Source organism: Halosolutus amylolyticus, assembly GCF_023566055.1.
Taxonomy (GTDB): domain Archaea; phylum Halobacteriota; class Halobacteria; order Halobacteriales; family Natrialbaceae; genus Halosolutus; species Halosolutus amylolyticus.
The window spans coordinates 20,281-40,182 of the sequence record NZ_JALIQP010000004.1; the positions used below are offsets into that span (position 1 = coordinate 20,281).

Consider the following 19,902-nt stretch of genomic DNA (forward strand, 5'->3'; position numbering starts at 1 on the left):
GCCGATCACTGCCGATCGCCGATCCAGTCGGCGAAACTCCCGTCGAGCAGCGTCGTCGACTGCGTTTCGACGTACCGGCGCTGCATCGTCGTGATCGCGTCGGCGAGGTCGGCCCCGTCGTCGATCGCCTCGCGCACCTGCTCGCGCTTCCACGACGCGGGGGTCACGTTCTGGCGGACCCGCCGTCGCAGGGGATAGAGGTACTTCGCGGCCTCTTCCTCGCTCAGCCCGCGGTTGGTCAGGCCGTCCTCGGCGTGGGCCAGGAGGTCCTCGTAGAGCGCGAGTCGATCTGTCGTCTCCTTCCCGTCGTTGGTGATCCAGTCGATGTCGGCGTCCAGTCCGTCCCGCATCGCGGCGTAGAAGTTCTCGCGGGCGATCTGCCAGTCGAGTTCGAGGACCGGGTGCTCGAGGCGGGTGAGACTTTCCACGAGGCCCGCGAAGGCCGCGAGGAAGGCGACGCTGTCCCGGACGGTCGGCTGGGCGGGGATCGGGCGGAACTCGATGCGGGCGTTCGCGGCCGATCGGGTCGGGCCGCCGAAGACGGGCCGGACCCACCGCCAGTAGGTGCCGTGCTTGCGCCGGAAGTGTGGAAACCGATCGTCGAAGCGCTCGCCGGCCTCGACGGGCATCGGGACGATCGTGTCGTCGGTCGCGATCCGATCGAGCGCGTCGTCGACGCTCCCGAGGTCGTGCGGGAACCGCACCTTTCCCTCCCCCGTGGTGGGGTCGTTGAGCACCGTCTCGAAGACGCTGATGCGGTGTTCCGACCACCCGTCCCGGAGGACGTCCTCGGCCGTCGCGTCCGCGTCGTAGCAGTCCGGCGGGAAGAACGGGGAGTTGACCCCGAGCGCGAGCAGGGGACCCGCGATCCGCAGGGCGTAGTTGAAGTAGTCCGGCAGGTCGGTCGCGTGGGGCACCTGGTAGTGGGGCTGGATCGACGTGATCAGACTTTCGGGCATGACGGTGTCGGCCTCGAGCGAAACGTGGGGGGCCTCGATGCGCATCCCCGCCGCCTCGGCCCGATCGGTGTTGGCCATCGCGTGGTACCGCGCCGACCCGCTCATGTTGGTCGCGACGCGGATCGATCGCTCGGTGCCGTCCGCGGCGATCGTGGTCCGTTCGACGCTGTCGGTGAGGTAGGTCGTCGCGTCCTCCCCCTCGGGCGGGATCGTCCACAGTCCGTCGCTGACCAGTCGCATTCGCTCGGAACTCGTCACGTCGAGCGCCGTCTGCAGCCGCGCTTTCACCTCCGACTCCTGTGCGGCCAGTCCGTGGGCGTTCAGCGGCTGGGGACTGGTCGTCATCTCCGCGTTGTGGAGACCGAGTTCCTTCTCGAACCCGATGAGTTCGAGCAGCCGTCGCGGGACCCGCCGGAGCGCACAGTCGTCGGACTTGACGGCGTAGAACTCGTACTCGAGGCCGACGATCGCCTGCGGGTTGTCGAACACCCCGTCCTCGATGGCGTCCCTGATCACGTCGGCGTCCTCGTGGGCAGACTCGCGGAACTCGTCGGCGTCGACCGCGAGCACGTCTGCGACCCGCGACGCGAGGTCGTCTCCTGACATATCCCCGACTGCGTGTTCGACCGTCTTTAAAGCACCCCGTCCTCGATCAGGGCGTCCGGACGGTGAATCACAGAACGGTTTTACTCCCGCCGGCGATACACTCCCCCGATGGAGTTCGCCACGTTCGCCGACCGGGCCGCCGCGATCGAAGCCGAAGCCGCCGACCTCGAGATCGTCGACCACGTGACCGCGTTGCTCGCGGACGCGACCGACGACCTGGAGATCGTCGCCCGCTTCGTCCAGGGACGGGTGGTCCCGGCGTGGGAGTCGACGACGCTCGACATCGGCCCGAACACGTGTTACGAGGCGATCGCGCGCGCGGCCGGGACGAACGTGGACGCCGACGACGTCGAGGATCGCCTCGCGGACCTGGGCGAGATCGGCGACGTGGCGGCGAGTTACGAGTTCGGCGGCCAGCAGGGGCTGGGTGCGTTCACCGGCGGCGGAGGGGCCGGAGCGAACGGGGCCGGCGGCGACCTCACGGTCCGGGAGGTCCACGAGACGCTCACCGACCTCGCCGCCGCCGAGGGGGACGGCAGTCAGGATCGGAAGGTCGACCTCCTCTTCGGGCTGTTCAACCGCTGTTCGAGCGAAGAGGCGCGCTATCTCGCCCGACTCGTCCTCTCGGAGATGCGCATCGGCGTCGGCGAGGGATCGGTCCGGGACGCGATCGCCGCCGCGTTCGACGTCCCGGTCGATCGGGTCGAACGCGCCCTGCAGGTCTCGAACGACTACGGCGAGGTCGCCCGGACCGCCCGCGACGAGGGGGTATCGGGCCTCGACGCGATGGACCTCGCGATCGGCCGCCCCGTCCAGGCGATGCTCGCCCAGGCCGGCACGGTGACCGACGCACTCGAAGACTGGGGGGAAGCCGCGGTCGAGTGGAAGTACGACGGCGCTCGAATACAATTGCATCACGATCCCGGCGGGGAGGAAACCGGGAGCATGGACTCGGCCGTCGAAACGCGCGTCTTCTCGCGGAACATGGAGGAGGTCACCGACGCGCTCCCCGAGGTCGTCGAGTTCGCGGCCGACCACCTCGATCGCCCCGTCATCCTCGACGGCGAGGTCGTCGCCGTCGACGACGGGGGGTCCCCGCTGCCGTTCCAGGAGGTGCTCAAGCGGTTCCGGCGCAAACACGACGTCGCGAAGGCCCGCGAGGAGGTGTCCGTCCGGCCGGTGTTCTTCGACTGCCTGCACACGGGCGGAGACGACATGCTCGACAAACCGCTGACGACGCGCCACGAGCGACTCGAACGCGTCCTCGCCGACGACCCGGATCAGGATCCCGAAGCGGTGCCCGGACTCTCCCTTCTCTGGCGCACCGACGACCCCGACGCGATCGAGTCGATCGACGCCGACGCGCTCGAGGCGGGTCACGAGGGGATCATGCTCAAGAATCCCGACTCGACGTACTCGCCGGGCCGGCGCGGGAAGAACTGGCGCAAGCGCAAGCCCGACGTCGAGACGCTCGACTGCGTCGTCACCGGCGCGGAGTGGGGCGAAGGGCGACGGGCCACCTTCCTCGGAACGTTCGAACTTTCGGTGTGGAACGGTGACGACCTGGAGACGATCGGCAAGGTCGCGACCGGCATCACCGACGAGAAACTGGACGAACTGACGGCCCTGCTCGAACCCCACATCGCCGCCGAGGACGGGCAGGACGTCGACCTCGAACCCGCGATCGTCTTCGAGGTGGGCTACGAGGAGATCCAGTCCTCGCCGACCTACTCGTCGAGCTATGCTCTCCGGTTCCCGCGCTTCCTGGGGGTGCGCCACGACAAGGATCCCGAAGACGCGGAGACGATCGATCGCCTCGAACGCCTCCGGGAGTAGCGATCGGCGGCACTGCAACGGCGGTTCCGCGATCGGCGGGCACCACAGACACCGGAACGCCGAGCGCCGCGGTCACTCCTCCATCTTGGCGGCCATGTGTTCGAAGACGGCCACGTGTTCCTCGTGCGGACTGAACAGGACGAATTCCGCGTCGTCGTCGACCCAGAGCGTGTGCCCCGGCGGCCAGTAGACGAGATCGCCGCCCTCGTCTACTTCCCGTGTTCCGTCGGCGTACTGGACGGTGATCGACCCTTCGATCACGTACCCCCAGTGTGGGCACTGACACGAATCTTCGTGAAGGCCCTCCAGCAGGGGCGTAAGGTCAGTTCCCGCGCTCACCTGGAAGTGTTCGGCGGCCAACTCGCCGTATTCGGTCGTCGAACCGAACCCGGTCTGGTGCTGGACCACCGCGTCCGGCGTTTCCATGACGACTGTGAGGTCTTCTTTGGACTGGTGCATTGGATTTCAACTCGATTTCGGCGCGTTGCGCTACGAGAGCGGGGTGCATGTAGGCATCCCGTGCAGAAGTTCCGGTCACTGACTGCCGTGCAGGCGACGACCGACGGTCACCGAGTGCGCGTGCGAGCCGTCAGTCGTGGGTCGGACCTCGCGCGGGTCGGACCGTGCTCGACGCCGATCGGGCGAGCCCACCGACCACATGTAAGCACCCTTAAGAGCCACGGGAAACAGGATCTTCGTATGCAACCGCGCGACCTGTCCGATCACGTCGCCTACGAGGCGGGACGCGGCATCGAGGAGGTCGCCCGCGAACTCGACCGGGACCCCTCCGAATTCGTCAAACTCGCCTCGAACGAGAACCCACACGGCCCCTCGCCGGCGGCCGCAGTGGCGATCAGCGACGCCGCCGGGACGGTAAACTCGTACCCGAAGGCCGCCCACGCCGACCTTACCGCCGCCGTCGCCGATCGCTGGGGCGTCGCCGACGCCCAGGTCTGGCTGGCCAACGGCGGCGACGGCGCGATCGACTACCTCCACCGGGCGACCCTCGATCCGGGCGACGACGTGCTCGTCCCCGAACCGGGCTTTGCCTACTACGGGATGAGCGCCCGATTCCACCACGGCGGCGTCCGCGAGTACAGCCTCTCGAAGAACGACGAGTTCACACAGGACGCCGGAACGGTTCTCGAGAGCTACGACGGCGAGCGCGTCGTCTGGCTCACCAGCCCGCACAACCCGACGGGATCGACGATCGATCTCGAGGAGATCGACCGACTGGCCGACGAAACCGCCGACGAAACGCTGATCGTCGTCGACGAGGCCTACGGCGAGTTCGCCGACGTCGACAGCGCCGTGTCGCTGATCGAGGGCCGGAACGGGTTCGCCGCCCGCGACGACGTCGCCGTCCTGCGCACGTTCTCGAAGGCCTACGGGCTGGCGGGCGTCCGCCTCGGCTACGCGATCGTTCCCGACGCGTGGAGCGACGCGTACGCCCGCGTGAACACACCCTTTGCCGCGAGCGAACTCGCGTGCCGCGCCGGCCTCGCCGCGATCGACGACGACGAACACGTCGATCGGACCGTCGAGACGACGCTGGCCGCCCGCGAGTACATGCGCGACCACGTCGAGGCCCACGTCTGGGAGAGCGAGGGCAACTTCGTCCTCGTCGACGTCGGCGACGCGTCGGCCGTCGCCGAGGAGATGCAAGCGCGCGGCGTCATCGTCCGGGACTGTACGAGTTTCGGCCTGCCGGGCTGTATCCGGATCACCTGCGGGACCGACGAGGAGACCGATCGCGCCGTCGAGACGCTCAACGCGACCCTCGCGGATCTCGCCGCTGATTCCGGGACGACCGTCGAGTACGATGGAACCGGCGACGCGAACCCGGAGGTGCCAGACACGTGAGAGTCGCCGTCACCGGCACCCCCGGAACGGGGAAGACGACCGCGACGGACCTGCTCGCGTCCCGACTCGATGACGACGACGCGCTCCCGGACCTCGAGGTGATCCACCTCAACGAGGTCCTCGATCGCGAGGGGCTCTACACCGAGATCGACGCCGATCGCGACAGCAAGGTCGCCGACCTCGACGCGCTCGCCGACTGGCTCGACGGGCGCGACGACGCGGTGATCGACTCCCACCTCGCCCATCACTTCGCGGCCGATCGGGTCGTCGTCCTGCGCTGTCGCCCCGACGTGCTCGAGGAGCGCTTGCGAGATCGCGGCGAGAGCGGGGCCAAGGCCCGCGAGAACGCCGAAAGCGAGGCCCTGGACGTAATTCTCGCCGAGGCCGTCGAGGAGCACGGCCTCGAGTCTGTCTACGAGATCGATACGACCGATCGCGACCCGGAGACCGTCGCCGACGAACTCGCGGCGGTCGTCGCAGGCGATCGCGAACCGAGCGCCGGGACGGTCGACTTCGTGGGGTATCTCGAATGACGCTCGACAAGTTCCGACCGTACGTCTCGCGGTTCCTGGACCCGTTCGTGAAGGGGTTCGATCGGGTCGGAATGACCCCAGACAGCGTGAGCCTGCTCGCTTTCGGGATGGCGGTGCTGGCCGCGGTGGCGTTCCTCCTCGGGGGTCGCGCGGCCCCGGTCTGGTACGTCGTCGCCGCGACGCTGGTCTTCCTGAACGGCTGGCTCGACATCGTCGACGGCGCGCTCGCGCGGGAACAGGAGGTCGCCTCCGCGGGTGGCGACTTGCTCGATCACGTTCTGGACCGGTACGCGGACATCGTCGTCATCGGTGGGCTGGCGGCGGGCATCGAGGACTACCTGCTCGGCTTTCTGGCCGTCACCGGCGTCGTGATGACCTCGTACCTGGGCACCCAGGCCCAGGCCGTCGGCCTCGACCGGGTGTACGGCGGGCTCGTGGGGCGGGCCGATCGGCTGGCAATCATCGGGATCGTCGGTTTCCTCGCGTATCCGGTCGGCGGCGAGTACGGCGGACTCACGCTGGTCGGCTGGCTGCTGGTCTTCCTCGCAGTCGTCGGTCACCTGACCGCCCTCCAGCGGTTCGCCTACGCCTGGGCGGCGCTGGACTGACTGTGGGTCCAGTCGATCGATCCGGAACGCGCCGCATGGTTTATGACTCGCCGCGATAAAGACTCGTGCATGGTTCAGTGCGAGATGTGTGGCGCCGAGACGTCGTCCCCGAAGACCATCAAAGTCGAAGGTGCCGAGCTGGACGTATGCTCGAACTGCACCGACTTCGGCACCGAGGTGAAACAGCCCTCGTCCTCGAGTACGTCGACGAAGTACTCGACCGGATCGAGCTCGTCGTCCTCGAGTTCGAGCGGGGGTACCGGATCGTCGGGGGGTACCGCGACCGGCTCTTCGAGTTCGGGTGGCTCGCGCCGGCAGGACATGTTCGACGACATGGAGGAACTCGCGACGGATTACGACGAGCGTGTCCGCGACGCCCGCGAAGCGAAGGGGCTCAGCCAGTCCGAACTCGCGAACGAACTCAACGAGAAGGCGAGTCTCATCCGCAAGATCGAACGGAGCGATACGCTCCCGAGCGATCGGGTCCAGTCGAAACTCGAGCGGTTCCTCGACATCGACCTGAGCGCCGAGGGGGCCTCCGGCGGGGATTCCGAGTGGTCGGGCGGCTCCTCGACGGGCAGTTACACGCTGGGCGACGTCGTCAAGCGGAAGGACTGACGGTCGGAACCCGCCGCCGCCGACCGGCTCCCGGAGCGACCCGCGGCCCGACCGCCGCTCGTTGCGCCACCCACACGTCCGGGTGCTGACCGGCCAGACCGGTCGATATCGATCCACTGCGACACGCAAGCTATTTTGGTACTCGGATTCGCGTACACAGTATGTTCGTCCTCGTCAACCTGAAGACGTATCCGTGCGACCCGGTTGCCGTCGCCGAAGCCGTCCGGGACGTCAACGACCGGACAGACGCCCGGCTGGCCGTCGCCCCGCAGGCGGCCCACATCGAACGCGTCGCCGAGACGGGCGCCGAGACGTGGGCCCAGCACGTCGATCCGATCGACTACGGAAGCAACACGGGACACACCCTCGCGGAGTCCGTCGCCGAGGCGGGTGCGGAGGGGACGTTGCTCAACCACTCCGAGCGGCGTCTGAAACTCGCCGACGTGGATGGGGCCGTCCGGGCCGCTCGACGTGCCGACCTGGAGACGATCGTCTGTGCCAACAACCCGGCCCAGATCGGTGCCGCGGCGGCGCTCGGCCCGGACGCCGTCGCCGTCGAACCGCCGGAACTCATCGGGACGGGAACGCCGGTCAGTCAGGCCGATCCCGATATCGTCGAGGACGCCGTCGCGGCCGCAGAGCGCGTCGACGACGACGTGTCGGTGCTCTGCGGAGCCGGGATCAGTACGGGCGAGGACGTCGTCTCGGCCGGCGACCTCGGTGCCGAGGGGGTCCTGCTCGCCAGCGGCGTCGCGAAAGCCGACGACCCGCAGGCAGCGCTCGAGGATCTCGTCGACCCGCTCTGAGACGGACACCTGTGAGTCGTTTCTGTCGCACCTACGAACCGCCGTACGGATACCGCCGGTACACGGTGCCGGCGGACCGTCCGTGCCGTCGGCGTCCGATCGACCGATCGCTTTTCGGTCTCCCCCGCAAACCCACGACCATGAGCCGCGAGCATCCCGTCCCGGTCACGCTCGAGAACCGCCTGATGAGCAACGGCATCTACGTCACGGACGTCACGTGGGACGAGGACGGCGATCCCGACGAATCGAGACCGCCGGACGGGATCGGCCTCTCGCTCGAGTACGAAACCGTCGCCGAGGGAGCGGCCGTCACGACCGACGAAGTGAGCGCCGTGGTCCGGACGCTGCTGTCGATCGCGGAGGAACGCGAGTGGACGCCCGGCCGACTCGAAGTAACCTCGCGGACGACCGACGGGGAGTTGCGGGGCCGCTGGCACGTCGAACGAGCGTGGTTCGAGGGGGTCGGAACCGGTCTCACCGAGATCGAGTTCTCCCGGCGCGTCCTGAATACGAGGAGCAATCGTTCGAATGAAAACTAGATAGTTTAATAATGTCTCGTTCGCTTTTGTTGCGTAGATCACGGTATGACCGGCGAACAGGTCTTCGTTTCACACGCCCCTGCCGACCTCGACCTCGTGCAGGACCTGTTTTCGACGGTCAAGAACTTCCCGTTCGGCGTCCACATCGCCCTGGAGGAGATCGAATCCGGCCGCTCGCGGAAACGGCTGGAGGGGCGACTCGCCAACAGCGACGTCGTCGTCGCCGTGCTGACGGAGCGATCGGCACGGAGCCAGTGGATCAACCAGGAGATCGGCTACGCGCTGGCGAAGGGGATCCCGGTTCTCCCGCTGTACACCGACGAGAGCCAGCGAGGCGGATTCATCAGCGACGTCGAGGGCGTGACGATCGATCGCCAAAACCTCTCGTTTACCATCTTCAATCTGCTCTGTCGGCTCCGGAGCGAACTTGCGCCGCTCGGGGCGCTCTCGGTACCGAACTGGTACATCCGGTTTCCCTGTACGGTCCCCGGCTGTGACCACCCGGTGACGCTGGAACTGGAGCAGGGACAGACGAAGCTCTGGAAACTCCACAAACACGGCCAGCTGCTGACGACCTCCTGTGACGTCTGTGAGTCGACGTACTACTTCGATCCGGCGACGATCGGGTTCGTCCGGCGGGAGGCCGGCGTTCAGCGATCGGACTCCAGGAGTCGGTCGTAAGCGCCCTTGACGAGTTGAAACGCCGATTTGCTGCCGCTCTTCTGGTCCGGGTGGGCCCGCTTGACGTGTTCGTGATAGGCCTCGCGGATCGCCTCGTCGCTGGCCCCTTTCTCGACGCCGAGGATCTCTCGGGCGCGGGACTTCCGTAACTCGACGTCCCTGACGATTCCGTCCTCCTCGGCCTGTTCTTTGCAGGACGGACACAGCCGTTCGTTGCGGCCGTCGATCGTGGTTACCCGGAACAGTTCCTCGCGGACCCACTCGTTGCACTGTCGACAGAGGGACTCGTCGTCCGCGCCGCCGTCGGACGTCGTCTCGTCGGCGTCCTCGTCTTGCTGGGGCGCGGTGTCGAGGCAGGAGGGACAGCAGTCGATCGTCGTATCGTCCGGTAGCGTCACCGCCTCGAGTTCCGTTTCGAGGAACTCGCCGGCACAGCCGTCGCAGGTCTCGCGGCGCTGGTCGAGCGAGGCGGACTTCTCGGCGGCGGCGCGTGCGTGCGGGGCGCATGCGGGACAGCAGACGACCGTCTCGCCGTCCGGCATCGTCACGGTCGTCAGTTCCTCGAGCGGCACCGTCCGGCCACACCCGTCACAGCCAGCCTGACGTTCCCCGGCTACAGCCATCATCTCACTGATTGGTAGTCTTCCTATATCAGTCCTGTCCATCCTGGAACAATTCTCGCTGTGCTCGTCGTGGGGCCGTAGGACGTGCTTACTCGAGCCGATCGTCTCCGTCGGAAACCGGATCGGCCTGAAAGTCGTCGATAACAAAGTACGATCGACCCCTCAGCGACGACGTGCGAGGTCACCCCTCGCACGGAGACGCCCTGTCCGTTGGACGGTACCCGGGGACGAACCGTCACCGGGTTCCTCCTCTCCTGTCAGGTTTTTCGAGACCCGATCGAAACCGGGACTGCAATACGCCAGCGCCCCGGACGTGAGGGTATGGACACGGCATCTCGGACGACGACCCGTGACGGTCGCGTCGACCGCGAGACGCTCCTCCTCGGTGCGGTCGACGTCTGCGTCGTCGTCGCGTTCGTGACCGTCGGACTGCTGAGTCACGGAACCAATCCGATCGCGGAACCGATCGCCGCGCTCGAGACGATCGCCCCGTTCGTCCTCGGCTGGCTCGCGATCGCACCCCTCGCGGGGGTCTACGGAACCCGGTCGACGTCGATCGCTCGCGTGGCGCGCGTGACGGCCGTCGCCTGGATCGCGGCTGCGAACGTCGGCCTGATCCTTCGAGCGTCGCCGCTGTTCGACGGGAGCGCAGTCTGGCCGTTTACCCTCGTCATGACCGGGTTCGGTCTGCTGGCCCTCGTCGGCTGGCGAGTCGCCTACGCCGCGGTCGATGGTTCCGCCTCCTGATCGGGACCAGGTGTAATCGGCGTTCGAGGCGGGGCGATCACCGCCCGTTTCCGCTGACGTATCGAGATTCTGAGAACCTCTGCCTTTGAATTAGTGACGGCTGTTACCAGCCCACAGTCGAATCGATCTCGATCGATCGATCCGTCGTCGGGCGAGAACCGTTTTCTACCGCGAGATCGCCTCTCTCGGTCGCAACGCGATACCGACAGCGAACGTGACATAGGCGACGAAGTGTCGTCTCTCGAAACACCATCCGACGGATGAATCACCTATAACTTATGAGAATCCAACCCCTTGTATACAGATATGAGGCCGATCCGGTATAGAGCGATTATGGGAAACACTTATATGCCTATTTCTCATACTATACGTTAGATTATGACTGGATATTACGACATTGTTCTTGGCCTCATCCCAGTCGCACTGGTCGGAATCACCACGGCGTTGATGCTCGTGGGGATCTCGTTGACCGCTGCCGTTCCGATCGGTTCGCTGGTCGCGATGGGGATCATCGGCCACGCAATGTTCGTAAATACGCCTGCCGACGTCCCCGACGAACCTCAGTCGACGCGGCCGCCACACGCTGACTGAATCCAGTCCGTTCACGTTCTTTTTCCCGTTTCGTTCCGTCTGGTCGGCTATGACCGACACGCTGTTTCTCACGAGCGCTGCCGTCAGTGACCTCGCGACCCCCGACGCGTACGTCGACGCGGTCCGCGATGGATATCGAGAGCGGGGACACGGTGCGCCGGCCCAGCCCCGATCGAAGTTCCTCCGTTCGGACCCGGAGGGAATGTTCACCAGCTACGCGGCCATCCTCCCGGAGACGGGGGCGATGGGCGGGTACATGTACTCCGCCGGGTTCGGTGCGACGGACGCCTGGTTCATGACGCCCCTGTTCGACGCCGACAGCGGCGAACCGCTCGCGTTGCTCGACGGGGCCAGCATGAACCCCTTCAAGACGGGTGCGGCCGGTGCCGTGGCCGTCGACGAACTCGCCCGGGACGACGCCGAAACGGTCGGGATCATCGGCACCGGCCCGCAGGCCCGAGGGCAACTGAAGACGACGGCGACCGTCCGCGAGTTCACCGACGTGCGAGTCTACTCGCCGACGGCCGAGAGTCGCGAGGACTTCGCGGCCGAGTTCGACGAAACCCTCGACGCGACCGTCCGTGCGGTCGACTCGAGCGAGGCCGCTGTGAGTGGGGCCGACGTGGTGGTCACCGCGACGACCGCGAGCGACCCGGTGTTCGACGGCGACGCGCTCGACCCCGGCACGCACGTGACCGCGATGGGCCAGTACAGTCGGGACGCGCGCGAACTCGATACGACGACGATCGAACGGGCGACCTACGTGCCGGACCTCCGAGAGCGCGCGACGGTCGACGCGGGGTCGTTCCTCGCCGCGCTCGACGCGGGCGTCGTCACGGAGGACCACGTCCACGCGGAACTGGGCGAGGTCGTGGCCGGGACCGAACCGGGGAGAACGAGCGAGGACGAAATCACCGTCTTCGACAGCGGCGGAACCGGCATCGAGACCGTCGCGGCCGCGTACATGCTCTACGAGCGCGCACGCGAGGCGGGGCGAGGCACGACGATTTCCTTTGCATCGGCCAGCGAGGCGCTCACCGGGTGACGATCAGTCCCGGTCCCGTACGCGGTCGATCGCCGGCCCCTAAACGCCGGCACGCGACCACTCCTCGTCCGGGCCGCCCCGTTCGTATCGAGCGCCCTGTCCACACTCGGGACAGCCGAATCGCTGGAACTCGACCTCACTGCCGATAAGCGGGATCGTTTTCTCGGTACCCCCGGCTCTGAACTCCATCTCGACGCCACAGAGCGAACACGTCGGCGGTTCCAGGGTGGGTTCGTTCTCGAGAGACATGGCTGACCACGTTGTATGTTACCACTCGACATTTCTTCAACGTTTGCGTCCGACCTACTGCACTGCCGTGTCGATCGATCCGGCCGGACGGCGCGCCCTCATACGGATTGCTGTACCGATGTACCGGCCCGCGATCCGGGCGGCGGTTACGCCGGAAATGACTTACAGTGAACCGTATCAGTCAGCCGCGGGGCGAACCTTGAACCCGTACCGGGTGACGCCCTCCTGCGTGTAGATCCGCCGGATCGTCGTCTCGATTCGATCGCCGACCGCGAACGCCCCGGGATCGGCGTCGGTTCCCATCGCGGGGATGCTGACCGCCTCGCTCGCATCGTCGGCGTCGAGCGCGACGATCGCGGCCGCGTAGTCTCCCGACTGGGCCTGCCCTTCGGCGAACTCCGGCGGTGCGCCGCCCTGCGAGATGGTCGTGACGGCCTCGATCGTCCCGTCGCCCGGGAGTTCGACGGTCTCGTAGCCGGCGAGCGTGCCACACTCGGAACAGGCCCCTTCGGGCGGGAACGCGAGCGCGTCACACTCGTGGCATCGCCCGGCGACGAGTCGGTATCGCTGTGGGATCGATCGCCGCCACGTCGGCACGCTGACGTAGGCCCCGCCGCCCGACGGCGGCCCGGACGTGACGACCCCGCGCTGTCGGAGGTACTCGGCGTACGAGAGCGCGTCGCCGCCGTCGAGCGCGATCGCCGCTGGGACGTCGTCGGCCGCGTCGACGACGAACGCGTCGGCTCCGGCACCGCTCCCGTTGGAAACGGCGAGGATCGAGTCGACGCCGTCCGCGAGCGCACGGGCGAGGCTCACCGGGACGCTCGCGGCCCCGAGATCACCGAGGTCGTGGATGGTCGCGCAGGCCTGGATCTCGTCGGTTCCGACCCCCGCCGCGCCGGCGGCGCGGTACGGGAGTTTGCCGTCGGGCGCCTGAATCGCCGCGACGTCGGGGTCGGGAGCCGTCTCGAGGCCGTCGACCGCGCCGCCGATCGTCTCGGTGAACGCCTGCCGATCGTACCCCGTAATCCCGAGTCCATCGGTCGTCTCGTCTCCGTGGCCCCGGAACCGAGTTCCCGGATACGGCGCCGCGTACTCGGCGCGATCGACGATCTTCCCTGGCCCGTCGCGTGCGAGGACGAACGCGGCGGCGCCGGCGCCGGCGGCGTGGTCGATCGCGTCGTCGGGTTCGCCCCGCGGCGCGTCGGCCGCGACGACCAGTCCGTTCCCGCCGGCGGACGCGACGGCGTCCATGCCGGCCCAGAGTGCGCGGGTGCCGGCGCGGGTGCTCCCGGTGAAGACCTGTCGCGTCGCGTCCTCGGAGAGTGCGAGCATCGCGCCGAGTCGGACGGCCAGGTCCTCCTCTTCGAGCGGCGGCGTCGAGGTCGCGAAGCCGAGCCACGAAATCTCGGTCCCCGCGAGATCGGCGGCCGCGAGTGCCCGCGTGGCGGCCTCGTACCCCATGGTCAGGGCGTCCTCGTCGGCGGCGGGGACGGCCTTCTCGCTCACGCCGGCGGCCTGGAACTGGCCCCACGCCTCCTCGAACGCCTCGGCGCTGATCCGGAACCGGGGCGCGTACGCGCCGACGGCGGCGATCGCAGTCCCGCTCATGCTCCCGCCCCCTCCTCGCGCTCTCGCGGACGATGTCCGCTCGACGTCGTCGAGGAGCGTGGCTCCTCGCGCTCGAATACGTGTACGACCGCAGCACCCCCGCTTCCGCCGACGTTGTGCGTCAGCCCGCGGGTCGGACTCTCGACCTGCCGATCGCCCGCCTCGCCGGAGAGCTGTTTGAACGCCTCGACGACCTGTCCCGCGCCCGTCGCGCCGATCGGGTGCCCCTTCGACTTGAGGCCGCCGGAGGTGTTGACCGGCAACTCGCCCCCGAGTTCCGTCGCGCCGGACTCGATCAACTGGCCGGCCTCGCCGCGTTCACAGAAGCCCAGATCCTCGTAGGCCAGCAGTTCCGCGATCGCGAAGCAGTCGTGGACCTCCGCGAAGTCCAGGTCGTCGGGATCGATGCCGGCCATCTCGTAGGCCGATTCGGCGGCGCGCTGGCTCGCGGGAACGCCGGTGTAGGAGTCCCGTTGGAAGAGCCCGACGCTGTCGCTGCCGGCGCCGACGCCCGCGACCCGGATCGGGTCGTCCGTGTACTCGTCGACGACGTCCTCGCTGACGATCAGCGCGCAGGCCGCGCCGTCGGAGGTCGGACAGCAGTGATAGAGGTTCAGCGGGTCGGCGACGACCGGTGCCGACTGGGCGTCCTCGAGCGAGCACTCGAAGCCGAGCTGTGCGTGGGGGTTCTTCGCGCCGTTCGCGTGGTTCTTGACGGCGACCCGCGAGAGCTGTTCGCGGGTGGTGCCGTAGCGCTCCATGTGGACCGAGGCCATCTGGGCGTAGACGCCCGAAAAGGTCGTTCCCGAGAGCCGCTCCCACTCGGTCTCCCCGGAGACGCCGAGCCAGTACTTCGTCGCGTCCGAACTCGTGTCGGACATGACCTCGAACCCGCCCGCGAGGACCACGTCGGCCATCCCCGATTTGACGGCCTGGACGGCCTGCCGGACCGCGAACCCGCTCGCCGCGCAGGCGTTCTCGACCCGCGTGCAGGGGACGCCGTCGAGCCCGACGTGTTCGGTCACCGCCGGCCCGGAGAGGCCGAGTTGGCGACCGCCGACGCCGAGATTGCCCACGAACGCCTCGTCGACGTCCGCCGCGTCGATTCCCTTCGGAACGCTCTCGACGGCGGCTTCGAACGCCGTCCGGAACAGCGAACGATAGCTCTCTTCGGGAAACGCCCCGTAGTCGGATTGCCCCGCTCCCACCAGGTACGCGTCTTGCATACTGGAGCATCTTCCTCCGATACTCAAATAAGTACACGATCGAACGTGCGCCAATTGTTGGACAGTTTTGTGTTTGAACCCGTATCGATCGTATTTTCCCGCACCTATCCTCTGAAATACTGGGCTCGATACTATCGATCGGGGGTCTCGTGGACGTGACCTCCTCGCAGTCGGCTCCGATCCTGTGGGAGAACGTCCCATTCGATCGGTCCGCCGACTGGAGCGTCGTCGATGGCTCGGAACGCGTACCGACGACCGACATCGATCGCGTCGTTATCGCCGGTCGGTTTCGTCCTCGCCGGCGTCCGGTAACCAGATGAACTGGAGCCAGAAGTTCTCGAGTGAGCGGACGACGTCGGCGAACTCGTCCGGATCGCCGGGTTTCTGGACGTGGGCGTTCGCGTGCAGTTCGTAACACGTTGCGACGACGTCGGCCTCGTCAGAGTGAGTCAGTACGATCGCGGGCGTCCCGGCGAGTTCCGGGTGGTCGTTGAGTTCCGCGAGCACGTCCGATCCGCTGATGGTGGGCAGTTCGAACTCCAGCAGAACGTCCACGGGCTGGCGCTCGGTCATTGGATGCAGTGGGGCCGCTACAGGACTCCCAGGAAAGTGAAGCGTGCTTTCGCACAAATGGCCGTGGCCGAGACCCTCTCGATCGATCCGCAGGCAGGACCGGTCCGGACGGGATCCCCTCGACTCGGATGGTCCCCGTGGCACCGTCGACGCGATCGGGTACGGGATTGTTACTCTCGGTCAACCGCGCCTTGAGTACCTCTAGCCATCACTATCGGTGCCGAGGTTCAAATCGCTCCGGCCCGTACGACGAATCATGTCCCGCGCAGCCGAGTTGGGTTCCGTACTCGCGGGCACCGACTCGCTTGTCATCGTCTGCCACGACAACCCGGATCCCGACTGTCTCGCCAGCGCCCTCGCGCTGGAGACGATCGCGAACGAGCGGGACGTCGCCAGCGTGCGGACCGCCTACGGCGGGGAGATCTCCCACCAGCAAAACCGCGCGTTCGTCCGCATGTTCGACATCGACCTCCAGACGCTCGCTCGGACGGAGATCACGGCCGACGACCGAGTTGCGTTCGTCGATCACGCTCGCCCCGGCGTCAACACCGAACTCGAGGACGTCGAACCGGACATCGTCGTCGATCATCACCCCGGCCCCGCGGTCGAGGCGGCGTTCGCCGATATCCGGACCGAGTACGGTTCGACGGCGACGATCTTCATCGAGTACCTGATGGATCTCGACGTCGACCTGACCACCCGGCTCGCGTCGGCGCTGCTCTTCGCCCTCCATCGCGAACGACTGGACTTCCTCCGGAACCCGACTCGGCGCGAGTACGAGGCCGCCCTCGCCGTCTTCCCGGATGCCGATCTCCCGACGCTCGAGCAGCTGTACGGGAGCGCGTTCTCGGCGGCCACGATCGACGCCATCGGGCAGGCGATCGCGAGTCGGGAGCGGCGGGGCTCGTCGATGATCGCGAACGTCGGCGACACGAGCGAGACCGACGCACTTCCGCAGGCGGCGGACTACCTGCTCAACCTCGAAGGCGTGGACACGGTGCTGGCATACGGCGTCGTCGGCGATGCGGTTCGACTCAGTGCGCGCTCGATCGACCCGAGAATTCACATTGGGACCGCGCTACAGACCGGGTTCGACGAACTCGGCTCCGTCGGCGGCCACCACGACATGGCCGGCGGCCGCATCGAACTCGATCGGTTCGACAGCGTCGTCGACGCGGATACACCCGAGGAGGCCCTGGAGGAGGTCGACGAACCGATGACTCGCCGGTTCTTCGACGCTCTCGGACTCGACGAGTGACCCACGCGACGTCGATCGGCCGACTACTCGATGTCGATCGACTGTGACTCGGATTCAGGCTCCCGTTTCGGGAGTCGAACCGTCAGGACGCCGTTGTTGAGACTCGCCTCCACGTCGTCGGCCACGACCAGCTCCGGGAGCCGAAGCCGTCGGCTGAACGACTGTTGCTTCCGTTCGTGTCGGATGAACTGCTCGTCACCTTCTTCGACCGCCTCTTCGCGCTCGCCGGTGATCGAGAGCCGATCGCCGGAGAGACGAAGATCGACGTCGTCGGTCTCGTAGCCGGGGACGTCGACGACGACCACGAACTCGTCCCCCTCGTCCGCGAGGTCGAGACTCGTCCCGGCGTCGGTCGAGAACTCGAGTTGCGATCGGTCCTCGAGCCCCGATTCCCACGTCCGGGTGGCGGTCTCGAACTGCTGGTTCAATCTGTCGAGCAACGCTTCGATTCCCTCGAACGGGTTCGGTCTGTCTGCCATGTGTTCACCTGGCTCTGTAGGTCGCCGACTGCGAAAAAGACCATCTGCGACGGCGGTGACGGTCAGTTCGCCGAACAGGTCCCGATCGGAGTCGGGCGGAACCGGGTCCCCGTTCGAGTTGCGGCAGAACCGAGGGGAGGGCTGGACGTTTTACCGCTCCCGGGCGTACGGACTGCTATGACGTCAGCACTGTTTATCGTCAGCGAAGAGGGCTACTGGGGCGAGGAGTGCGTCGAACCGCTCGAGACGCTCTCGAACGCGGGAGTCGAGATCACGGTCGCAACGCCCTCGGGTGGCCCGCCGCAGATCGACGAGCGATCGATCGACCCCGACGAGGTCGGCGAGGAGACCGCCGAACGCGTCCGGGAGGTCCACGAGACCGACGACCGACTGAACGATCCGATCCCGACCGCCCGGGCGGACGCCGAGGCCTACGACGCCGTTGTCTTCCCCGGCGGCCACGGGACCGAGTGGGACGTCAACCAGGACAGCCACGCCCGCGAGATCCTCCGGGACACGATCGAGGGCGACGGGAAAGCGATGGTCGTCTGTCACGCGGTCGGCATCCTCGCGTTCACCCGCGACAGCGACGCCGCGTTCCTCGTCCGCGATCGGGACGTCACCGGCTTCCCCAACGAGTGGGAGGAGGGGATCGTCGACGAGAACGACTGTATGCCCGACGGGCGCAAACTGCCCTACTGGGTCGAAGACGAGGTGAAAACCGCAGGCGCGAACTGGGACGCCGAACTCGACCAGGACACGAGCGTCACCGTCGACGGCGACCTCGTCACGGGTCGCGGGCCCGGGTCCTCGCGCGCCGCCGCGGAAACGCTCCTCGACGAACTCGGCGTCTAACGAACGGGCCGTCCACCGCTCCCCGAAGGAGTACAGAACCGATCGAACTCTCGCCGCTGTCGAGCGCAATCGACTTCGTTTTCGAGATCGTATCACCGTACAGTACCGATGTTCCCGCCACCGTTCTCGAACCGATCGATCGTCTCCGACGAGCTGAAGCCCTTCACGCAGGCGTATCGGGACGTCGTCATCTACGACGACACGGACGCGGACGACCCGCTCTACGAGGGACCGATCGTCGTCCATCCGAACGGCTGGCTCGAACTCGAGGGGCAGCGACTCCTCTCGCCGGCCGCCGTCCACCACATCGATATCTACGACGACGCCGAGGATCTCGACACGGACCACGATCGCTCCGACGGCGGTGGCGGTGATGATCGGTCCAGCGGTGACGACCACCGGACCAACCGGTTCAGTCCCCGGTGATCGGCTTTTCGACCACACAGGGGTTCCATCCCGCCTGGATCGCTGAGTACGCCAGAGTTTAGGTGTTGCCAGGGGTGGCTCACCTATGGAATACACGCGCCTCGGGGCGACCGGAACGACGGTTTCGCGACTGTGTTTCGGCACGTGGCGGTTCGGTCGCGAGACGGGCGGCGTCGTCGAGACCGATCAGGAACGGGCCCACGCCCTGCTCGACGCGGCGTGGGATCGCGGCATCAACTTCATCGACACGGCGAACGTCTACGGGACGCCCCACGGCACCAGCGAGGAGTTCGTCGGCGACTGGCTCGCGGACCACGATCGGGAAGATTTCGTCATCGCGTCGAAGGTCTACTTCCCGTTCGACGGCCGGGGCGAACCCGGGCCGAACGATTCGGGACTCGGACGGAAGCACATCCGCGCCCAGATCGAGGGCACGCTCGACCGACTCGACACGGACTATCTCGACCTCTACTACATCCACCGCTGGGACGAGAACACGCCGATCGAGGAGACCCTCTCGACGCTGACCGACCTCGTCCGAGAGGGAACGGTTCACTACCTCGGCGCGAGCACGATGGCCGCCTGGCAACTCACGAAGGCCCTCTTCACGAGCGACGTCGAGGACGACGAGCGCTTCGCGGTCACGCAACCATTGTTCCACGCGGGCTACCGGGACGACATCACGGACTATCTCGACGTCTGTGCAGACCAGGACCTCGCGGTCTGTCCGTACTCGCCGCTCGCGGGCGGCTTCCTGACCGGCAAGTACGAGCGCGTCGACGAGGACGACCCGACGCGATTCGAAGGCCCCGAAGGCGCGCGCGGTTCGCTCTCCGATCGGTTCGAGGACTTCTACCTCTCCGAGCGCGGCTGGCACGTCCTGGACGAGATTCGTACGATCGCTGACGAACTCGACGCCACGCCGGCACAGGTCGCCCTGCGCTGGCTGATCGAGCAACCGGAGTTCACCTGCGTGCCGATCGTCGGCGCTCGCACGGTCGAGCAACTCGAGGAGAACGTCGGCGCGATCGACGTCTCGCTGTCCGACGACCAGTTCGATCGGATCGTCGACGCCCGCTACGACGAGGCCGGCGAGCGGTGGGGACACCGGACCTGAACCGGTTGCTCCGTCGCGACCGCTCGATCGGCCGACGCCATCCGAAACGTTCC

23 protein-coding genes are annotated in these 19,902 nt (G+C 67.1%); 15 read left to right on the forward strand and 8 right to left on the reverse strand.

The window, feature by feature from the left end; translation table 11 throughout:
* Positions 1-5: 5 nt before the first annotated feature.
* Entirely contained in the window at positions 6-1,565 is a 1,560-nt protein-coding gene (locus MUN73_RS15325) for a glutamate-cysteine ligase family protein (RefSeq protein ID WP_250141380.1), read from the reverse strand.
* A gap of 108 nt (positions 1,566-1,673) precedes the next feature.
* On the opposite strand from MUN73_RS15325, the gene ligA reads away from it, so the two are divergent.
* Positions 1,674-3,401 carry an ATP-dependent DNA ligase LigA gene (gene ligA / locus MUN73_RS15330; protein WP_250141381.1) on the forward strand — a complete coding sequence of 576 codons (1,728 nt, stop codon included), beginning with the start codon at positions 1,674-1,676 and terminating at the stop codon, positions 3,399-3,401.
* Positions 3,402-3,473: 72 nt separating this feature from the next.
* On the opposite strand, the gene MUN73_RS15335 is transcribed toward ligA, so the two are convergent.
* Positions 3,474-3,860, reverse strand: coding sequence for a cupin domain-containing protein (locus tag MUN73_RS15335; protein WP_250141382.1), 387 nt, complete (start codon positions 3,858-3,860; stop codon positions 3,474-3,476).
* Positions 3,861-4,100: 240 nt separating this feature from the next.
* Between MUN73_RS15335 and hisC the strand changes: the two genes are divergently transcribed.
* The 7 genes from hisC to MUN73_RS15370 all read left to right on the forward strand — a co-directional run bounded on the left by hisC (position 4,101) and on the right by MUN73_RS15370 (position 9,049).
* Entirely contained in the window at positions 4,101-5,264 is a 1,164-nt protein-coding gene (gene hisC, locus MUN73_RS15340) for a histidinol-phosphate transaminase (RefSeq protein ID WP_250141383.1), read from the forward strand.
* Entirely contained in the window at positions 5,261-5,797 is a 537-nt protein-coding gene (locus MUN73_RS15345; RefSeq protein ID WP_250141384.1) for an adenylate kinase family protein, read from the forward strand. The genes hisC and MUN73_RS15345 overlap by 4 nt, the downstream gene beginning before the upstream one ends.
* A complete protein-coding gene (locus MUN73_RS15350; protein WP_250141385.1) occupies positions 5,794-6,405 on the forward strand; it encodes a CDP-alcohol phosphatidyltransferase family protein in 612 nt (203 codons plus the stop codon). The genes MUN73_RS15345 and MUN73_RS15350 overlap by 4 nt, the downstream gene beginning before the upstream one ends.
* A 69-nt stretch (positions 6,406-6,474) precedes the next feature.
* Positions 6,475-7,023 carry a multiprotein bridging factor aMBF1 gene (locus MUN73_RS15355; protein WP_321575768.1) on the forward strand — a complete coding sequence of 183 codons (549 nt, stop codon included), beginning with the start codon at positions 6,475-6,477 and terminating at the stop codon, positions 7,021-7,023.
* Between the two features lie 161 nt (positions 7,024-7,184).
* Positions 7,185-7,829, forward strand: coding sequence for a triose-phosphate isomerase (gene tpiA / locus MUN73_RS15360; RefSeq protein ID WP_250141386.1), 645 nt, complete (start codon positions 7,185-7,187; stop codon positions 7,827-7,829).
* A gap of 140 nt (positions 7,830-7,969) precedes the next feature.
* A complete protein-coding gene (locus MUN73_RS15365; RefSeq protein WP_250141387.1) occupies positions 7,970-8,368 on the forward strand; it encodes a DUF8159 domain-containing protein in 399 nt (132 codons plus the stop codon).
* A gap of 45 nt (positions 8,369-8,413) precedes the next feature.
* Positions 8,414-9,049, forward strand: a complete 636-nt coding sequence (locus MUN73_RS15370; RefSeq protein WP_250141388.1) for a toll/interleukin-1 receptor domain-containing protein — start codon at positions 8,414-8,416, stop codon at positions 9,047-9,049.
* On the opposite strand, the gene MUN73_RS15375 is transcribed toward MUN73_RS15370, so the two are convergent.
* The gene (locus MUN73_RS15375; RefSeq protein WP_250141389.1) at positions 9,019-9,672 is read right to left on the reverse strand and encodes a J domain-containing protein; all 654 of its coding nucleotides are present in this window, start codon (positions 9,670-9,672) and stop codon (positions 9,019-9,021) included. The two genes, MUN73_RS15370 and MUN73_RS15375, sit on opposite strands and share 31 nt — an antisense overlap.
* Before the next feature lie 321 nt (positions 9,673-9,993).
* On the opposite strand from MUN73_RS15375, the gene MUN73_RS15380 reads away from it, so the two are divergent.
* The 3 genes from MUN73_RS15380 to MUN73_RS15390 all read left to right on the forward strand — a co-directional run bounded on the left by MUN73_RS15380 (position 9,994) and on the right by MUN73_RS15390 (position 12,055).
* Entirely contained in the window at positions 9,994-10,419 is a 426-nt protein-coding gene (locus tag MUN73_RS15380; protein ID WP_250141390.1) for a DUF3054 domain-containing protein, read from the forward strand.
* 378 nt (positions 10,420-10,797) lie between these two features.
* Positions 10,798-11,010, forward strand: a complete 213-nt coding sequence (locus MUN73_RS15385) for a DUF8015 family protein (RefSeq protein ID WP_250141391.1) — start codon at positions 10,798-10,800, stop codon at positions 11,008-11,010.
* Between the two features lie 49 nt (positions 11,011-11,059).
* Positions 11,060-12,055 carry an ornithine cyclodeaminase family protein gene (locus tag MUN73_RS15390; RefSeq protein ID WP_250141392.1) on the forward strand — a complete coding sequence of 332 codons (996 nt, stop codon included), beginning with the start codon at positions 11,060-11,062 and terminating at the stop codon, positions 12,053-12,055.
* A 39-nt stretch (positions 12,056-12,094) separates the two neighbouring features.
* Here MUN73_RS15390 and MUN73_RS15395 read toward each other — a convergent pair whose 3' ends face one another.
* The 4 genes from MUN73_RS15395 to MUN73_RS15410 form a co-directional block, all read right to left on the reverse strand.
* The gene (locus MUN73_RS15395; protein ID WP_250141393.1) at positions 12,095-12,304 is read right to left on the reverse strand and encodes a hypothetical protein; all 210 of its coding nucleotides are present in this window, start codon (positions 12,302-12,304) and stop codon (positions 12,095-12,097) included.
* A 177-nt stretch (positions 12,305-12,481) separates the two neighbouring features.
* A complete protein-coding gene (locus MUN73_RS15400) occupies positions 12,482-13,915 on the reverse strand; it encodes a zinc ribbon domain-containing protein (RefSeq protein WP_250141394.1) in 1,434 nt (477 codons plus the stop codon).
* Positions 13,912-15,141, reverse strand: a complete 1,230-nt coding sequence (locus tag MUN73_RS15405) for a thiolase domain-containing protein (RefSeq protein WP_250141395.1) — start codon at positions 15,139-15,141, stop codon at positions 13,912-13,914. The genes MUN73_RS15400 and MUN73_RS15405 overlap by 4 nt, the downstream gene beginning before the upstream one ends.
* A 273-nt stretch (positions 15,142-15,414) precedes the next feature.
* On the reverse strand, positions 15,415-15,714 hold the full coding sequence (locus MUN73_RS15410; protein ID WP_250141396.1) for a response regulator: 300 nt from the start codon (positions 15,712-15,714) through the stop codon (positions 15,415-15,417).
* A 256-nt stretch (positions 15,715-15,970) separates the two neighbouring features.
* Here MUN73_RS15410 and MUN73_RS15415 point away from each other — a divergent pair, with 256 nt between their 5' ends.
* The gene (locus tag MUN73_RS15415) at positions 15,971-16,972 is read left to right on the forward strand and encodes a DHH family phosphoesterase (protein ID WP_250141397.1); all 1,002 of its coding nucleotides are present in this window, start codon (positions 15,971-15,973) and stop codon (positions 16,970-16,972) included.
* 23 nt (positions 16,973-16,995) lie between these two features.
* Here the strand turns inward: MUN73_RS15415 and MUN73_RS15420 are convergent, their stop codons facing one another.
* Positions 16,996-17,451, reverse strand: a complete 456-nt coding sequence (locus MUN73_RS15420) for an Hsp20/alpha crystallin family protein (RefSeq protein ID WP_250141398.1) — start codon at positions 17,449-17,451, stop codon at positions 16,996-16,998.
* Between the two features lie 177 nt (positions 17,452-17,628).
* Here MUN73_RS15420 and MUN73_RS15425 point away from each other — a divergent pair, with 177 nt between their 5' ends.
* From MUN73_RS15425 to MUN73_RS15435, 3 genes are all read left to right on the forward strand, one after another.
* Entirely contained in the window at positions 17,629-18,306 is a 678-nt protein-coding gene (locus MUN73_RS15425) for a type 1 glutamine amidotransferase domain-containing protein (RefSeq protein WP_250141399.1), read from the forward strand.
* A 108-nt stretch (positions 18,307-18,414) separates the two neighbouring features.
* Entirely contained in the window at positions 18,415-18,732 is a 318-nt protein-coding gene (locus MUN73_RS15430) for a hypothetical protein (protein WP_250141400.1), read from the forward strand.
* 85 nt (positions 18,733-18,817) lie between these two features.
* Positions 18,818-19,849: an aldo/keto reductase gene (locus MUN73_RS15435; protein WP_250141401.1), complete on the forward strand. Its 1,032-nt coding sequence runs from the start codon at positions 18,818-18,820 to the stop codon at positions 19,847-19,849.
* The last annotated feature ends 53 nt before the right edge of the window (positions 19,850-19,902 follow it).

Excerpts from the sequence above, each read along its gene's own strand:
- MUN73_RS15350 (WP_250141385.1), top strand. The coding sequence starts at position 5,794 with ATGACGCTCGACAAGTTCCGACCGTACGTCTCGCGGTTCCTGGACCCG.
- MUN73_RS15415 (WP_250141397.1), top strand. The coding sequence starts at position 15,971 with ATGTCCCGCGCAGCCGAGTTGGGTTCCGTACTCGCGGGCACCGACTCG.
- MUN73_RS15405 (WP_250141395.1), bottom strand. The coding sequence starts at position 15,141 with ATGCAAGACGCGTACCTGGTGGGAGCGGGGCAATCCGACTACGGGGCG.
- MUN73_RS15355 (WP_321575768.1), top strand. The coding sequence starts at position 6,475 with ATGGTTCAGTGCGAGATGTGTGGCGCCGAGACGTCGTCCCCGAAGACC.
- MUN73_RS15380 (WP_250141390.1), top strand. The coding sequence starts at position 9,994 with ATGGACACGGCATCTCGGACGACGACCCGTGACGGTCGCGTCGACCGC.
- tpiA (WP_250141386.1), top strand. The coding sequence starts at position 7,185 with ATGTTCGTCCTCGTCAACCTGAAGACGTATCCGTGCGACCCGGTTGCC.
- MUN73_RS15335 (WP_250141382.1), bottom strand. The coding sequence starts at position 3,860 with ATGCACCAGTCCAAAGAAGACCTCACAGTCGTCATGGAAACGCCGGAC.
- MUN73_RS15435 (WP_250141401.1), top strand. The coding sequence starts at position 18,818 with ATGGAATACACGCGCCTCGGGGCGACCGGAACGACGGTTTCGCGACTG.
- MUN73_RS15425 (WP_250141399.1), top strand. The coding sequence starts at position 17,629 with ATGACGTCAGCACTGTTTATCGTCAGCGAAGAGGGCTACTGGGGCGAG.
- MUN73_RS15395 (WP_250141393.1), bottom strand. The coding sequence starts at position 12,304 with ATGTCTCTCGAGAACGAACCCACCCTGGAACCGCCGACGTGTTCGCTC.
- MUN73_RS15400 (WP_250141394.1), bottom strand. The coding sequence starts at position 13,915 with ATGAGCGGGACTGCGATCGCCGCCGTCGGCGCGTACGCGCCCCGGTTC.
- MUN73_RS15410 (WP_250141396.1), bottom strand. The coding sequence starts at position 15,714 with ATGACCGAGCGCCAGCCCGTGGACGTTCTGCTGGAGTTCGAACTGCCC.
- MUN73_RS15370 (WP_250141388.1), top strand. The coding sequence starts at position 8,414 with ATGACCGGCGAACAGGTCTTCGTTTCACACGCCCCTGCCGACCTCGAC.
- ligA (WP_250141381.1), top strand. The coding sequence starts at position 1,674 with ATGGAGTTCGCCACGTTCGCCGACCGGGCCGCCGCGATCGAAGCCGAA.
- MUN73_RS15385 (WP_250141391.1), top strand. The coding sequence starts at position 10,798 with ATGACTGGATATTACGACATTGTTCTTGGCCTCATCCCAGTCGCACTG.
- MUN73_RS15420 (WP_250141398.1), bottom strand. The coding sequence starts at position 17,451 with ATGGCAGACAGACCGAACCCGTTCGAGGGAATCGAAGCGTTGCTCGAC.
- MUN73_RS15390 (WP_250141392.1), top strand. The coding sequence starts at position 11,060 with ATGACCGACACGCTGTTTCTCACGAGCGCTGCCGTCAGTGACCTCGCG.
- hisC (WP_250141383.1), top strand. The coding sequence starts at position 4,101 with ATGCAACCGCGCGACCTGTCCGATCACGTCGCCTACGAGGCGGGACGC.
- MUN73_RS15365 (WP_250141387.1), top strand. The coding sequence starts at position 7,970 with ATGAGCCGCGAGCATCCCGTCCCGGTCACGCTCGAGAACCGCCTGATG.
- MUN73_RS15430 (WP_250141400.1), top strand. The coding sequence starts at position 18,415 with ATGTTCCCGCCACCGTTCTCGAACCGATCGATCGTCTCCGACGAGCTG.
- MUN73_RS15375 (WP_250141389.1), bottom strand. The coding sequence starts at position 9,672 with ATGGCTGTAGCCGGGGAACGTCAGGCTGGCTGTGACGGGTGTGGCCGG.
- MUN73_RS15325 (WP_250141380.1), bottom strand. The coding sequence starts at position 1,565 with ATGTCAGGAGACGACCTCGCGTCGCGGGTCGCAGACGTGCTCGCGGTC.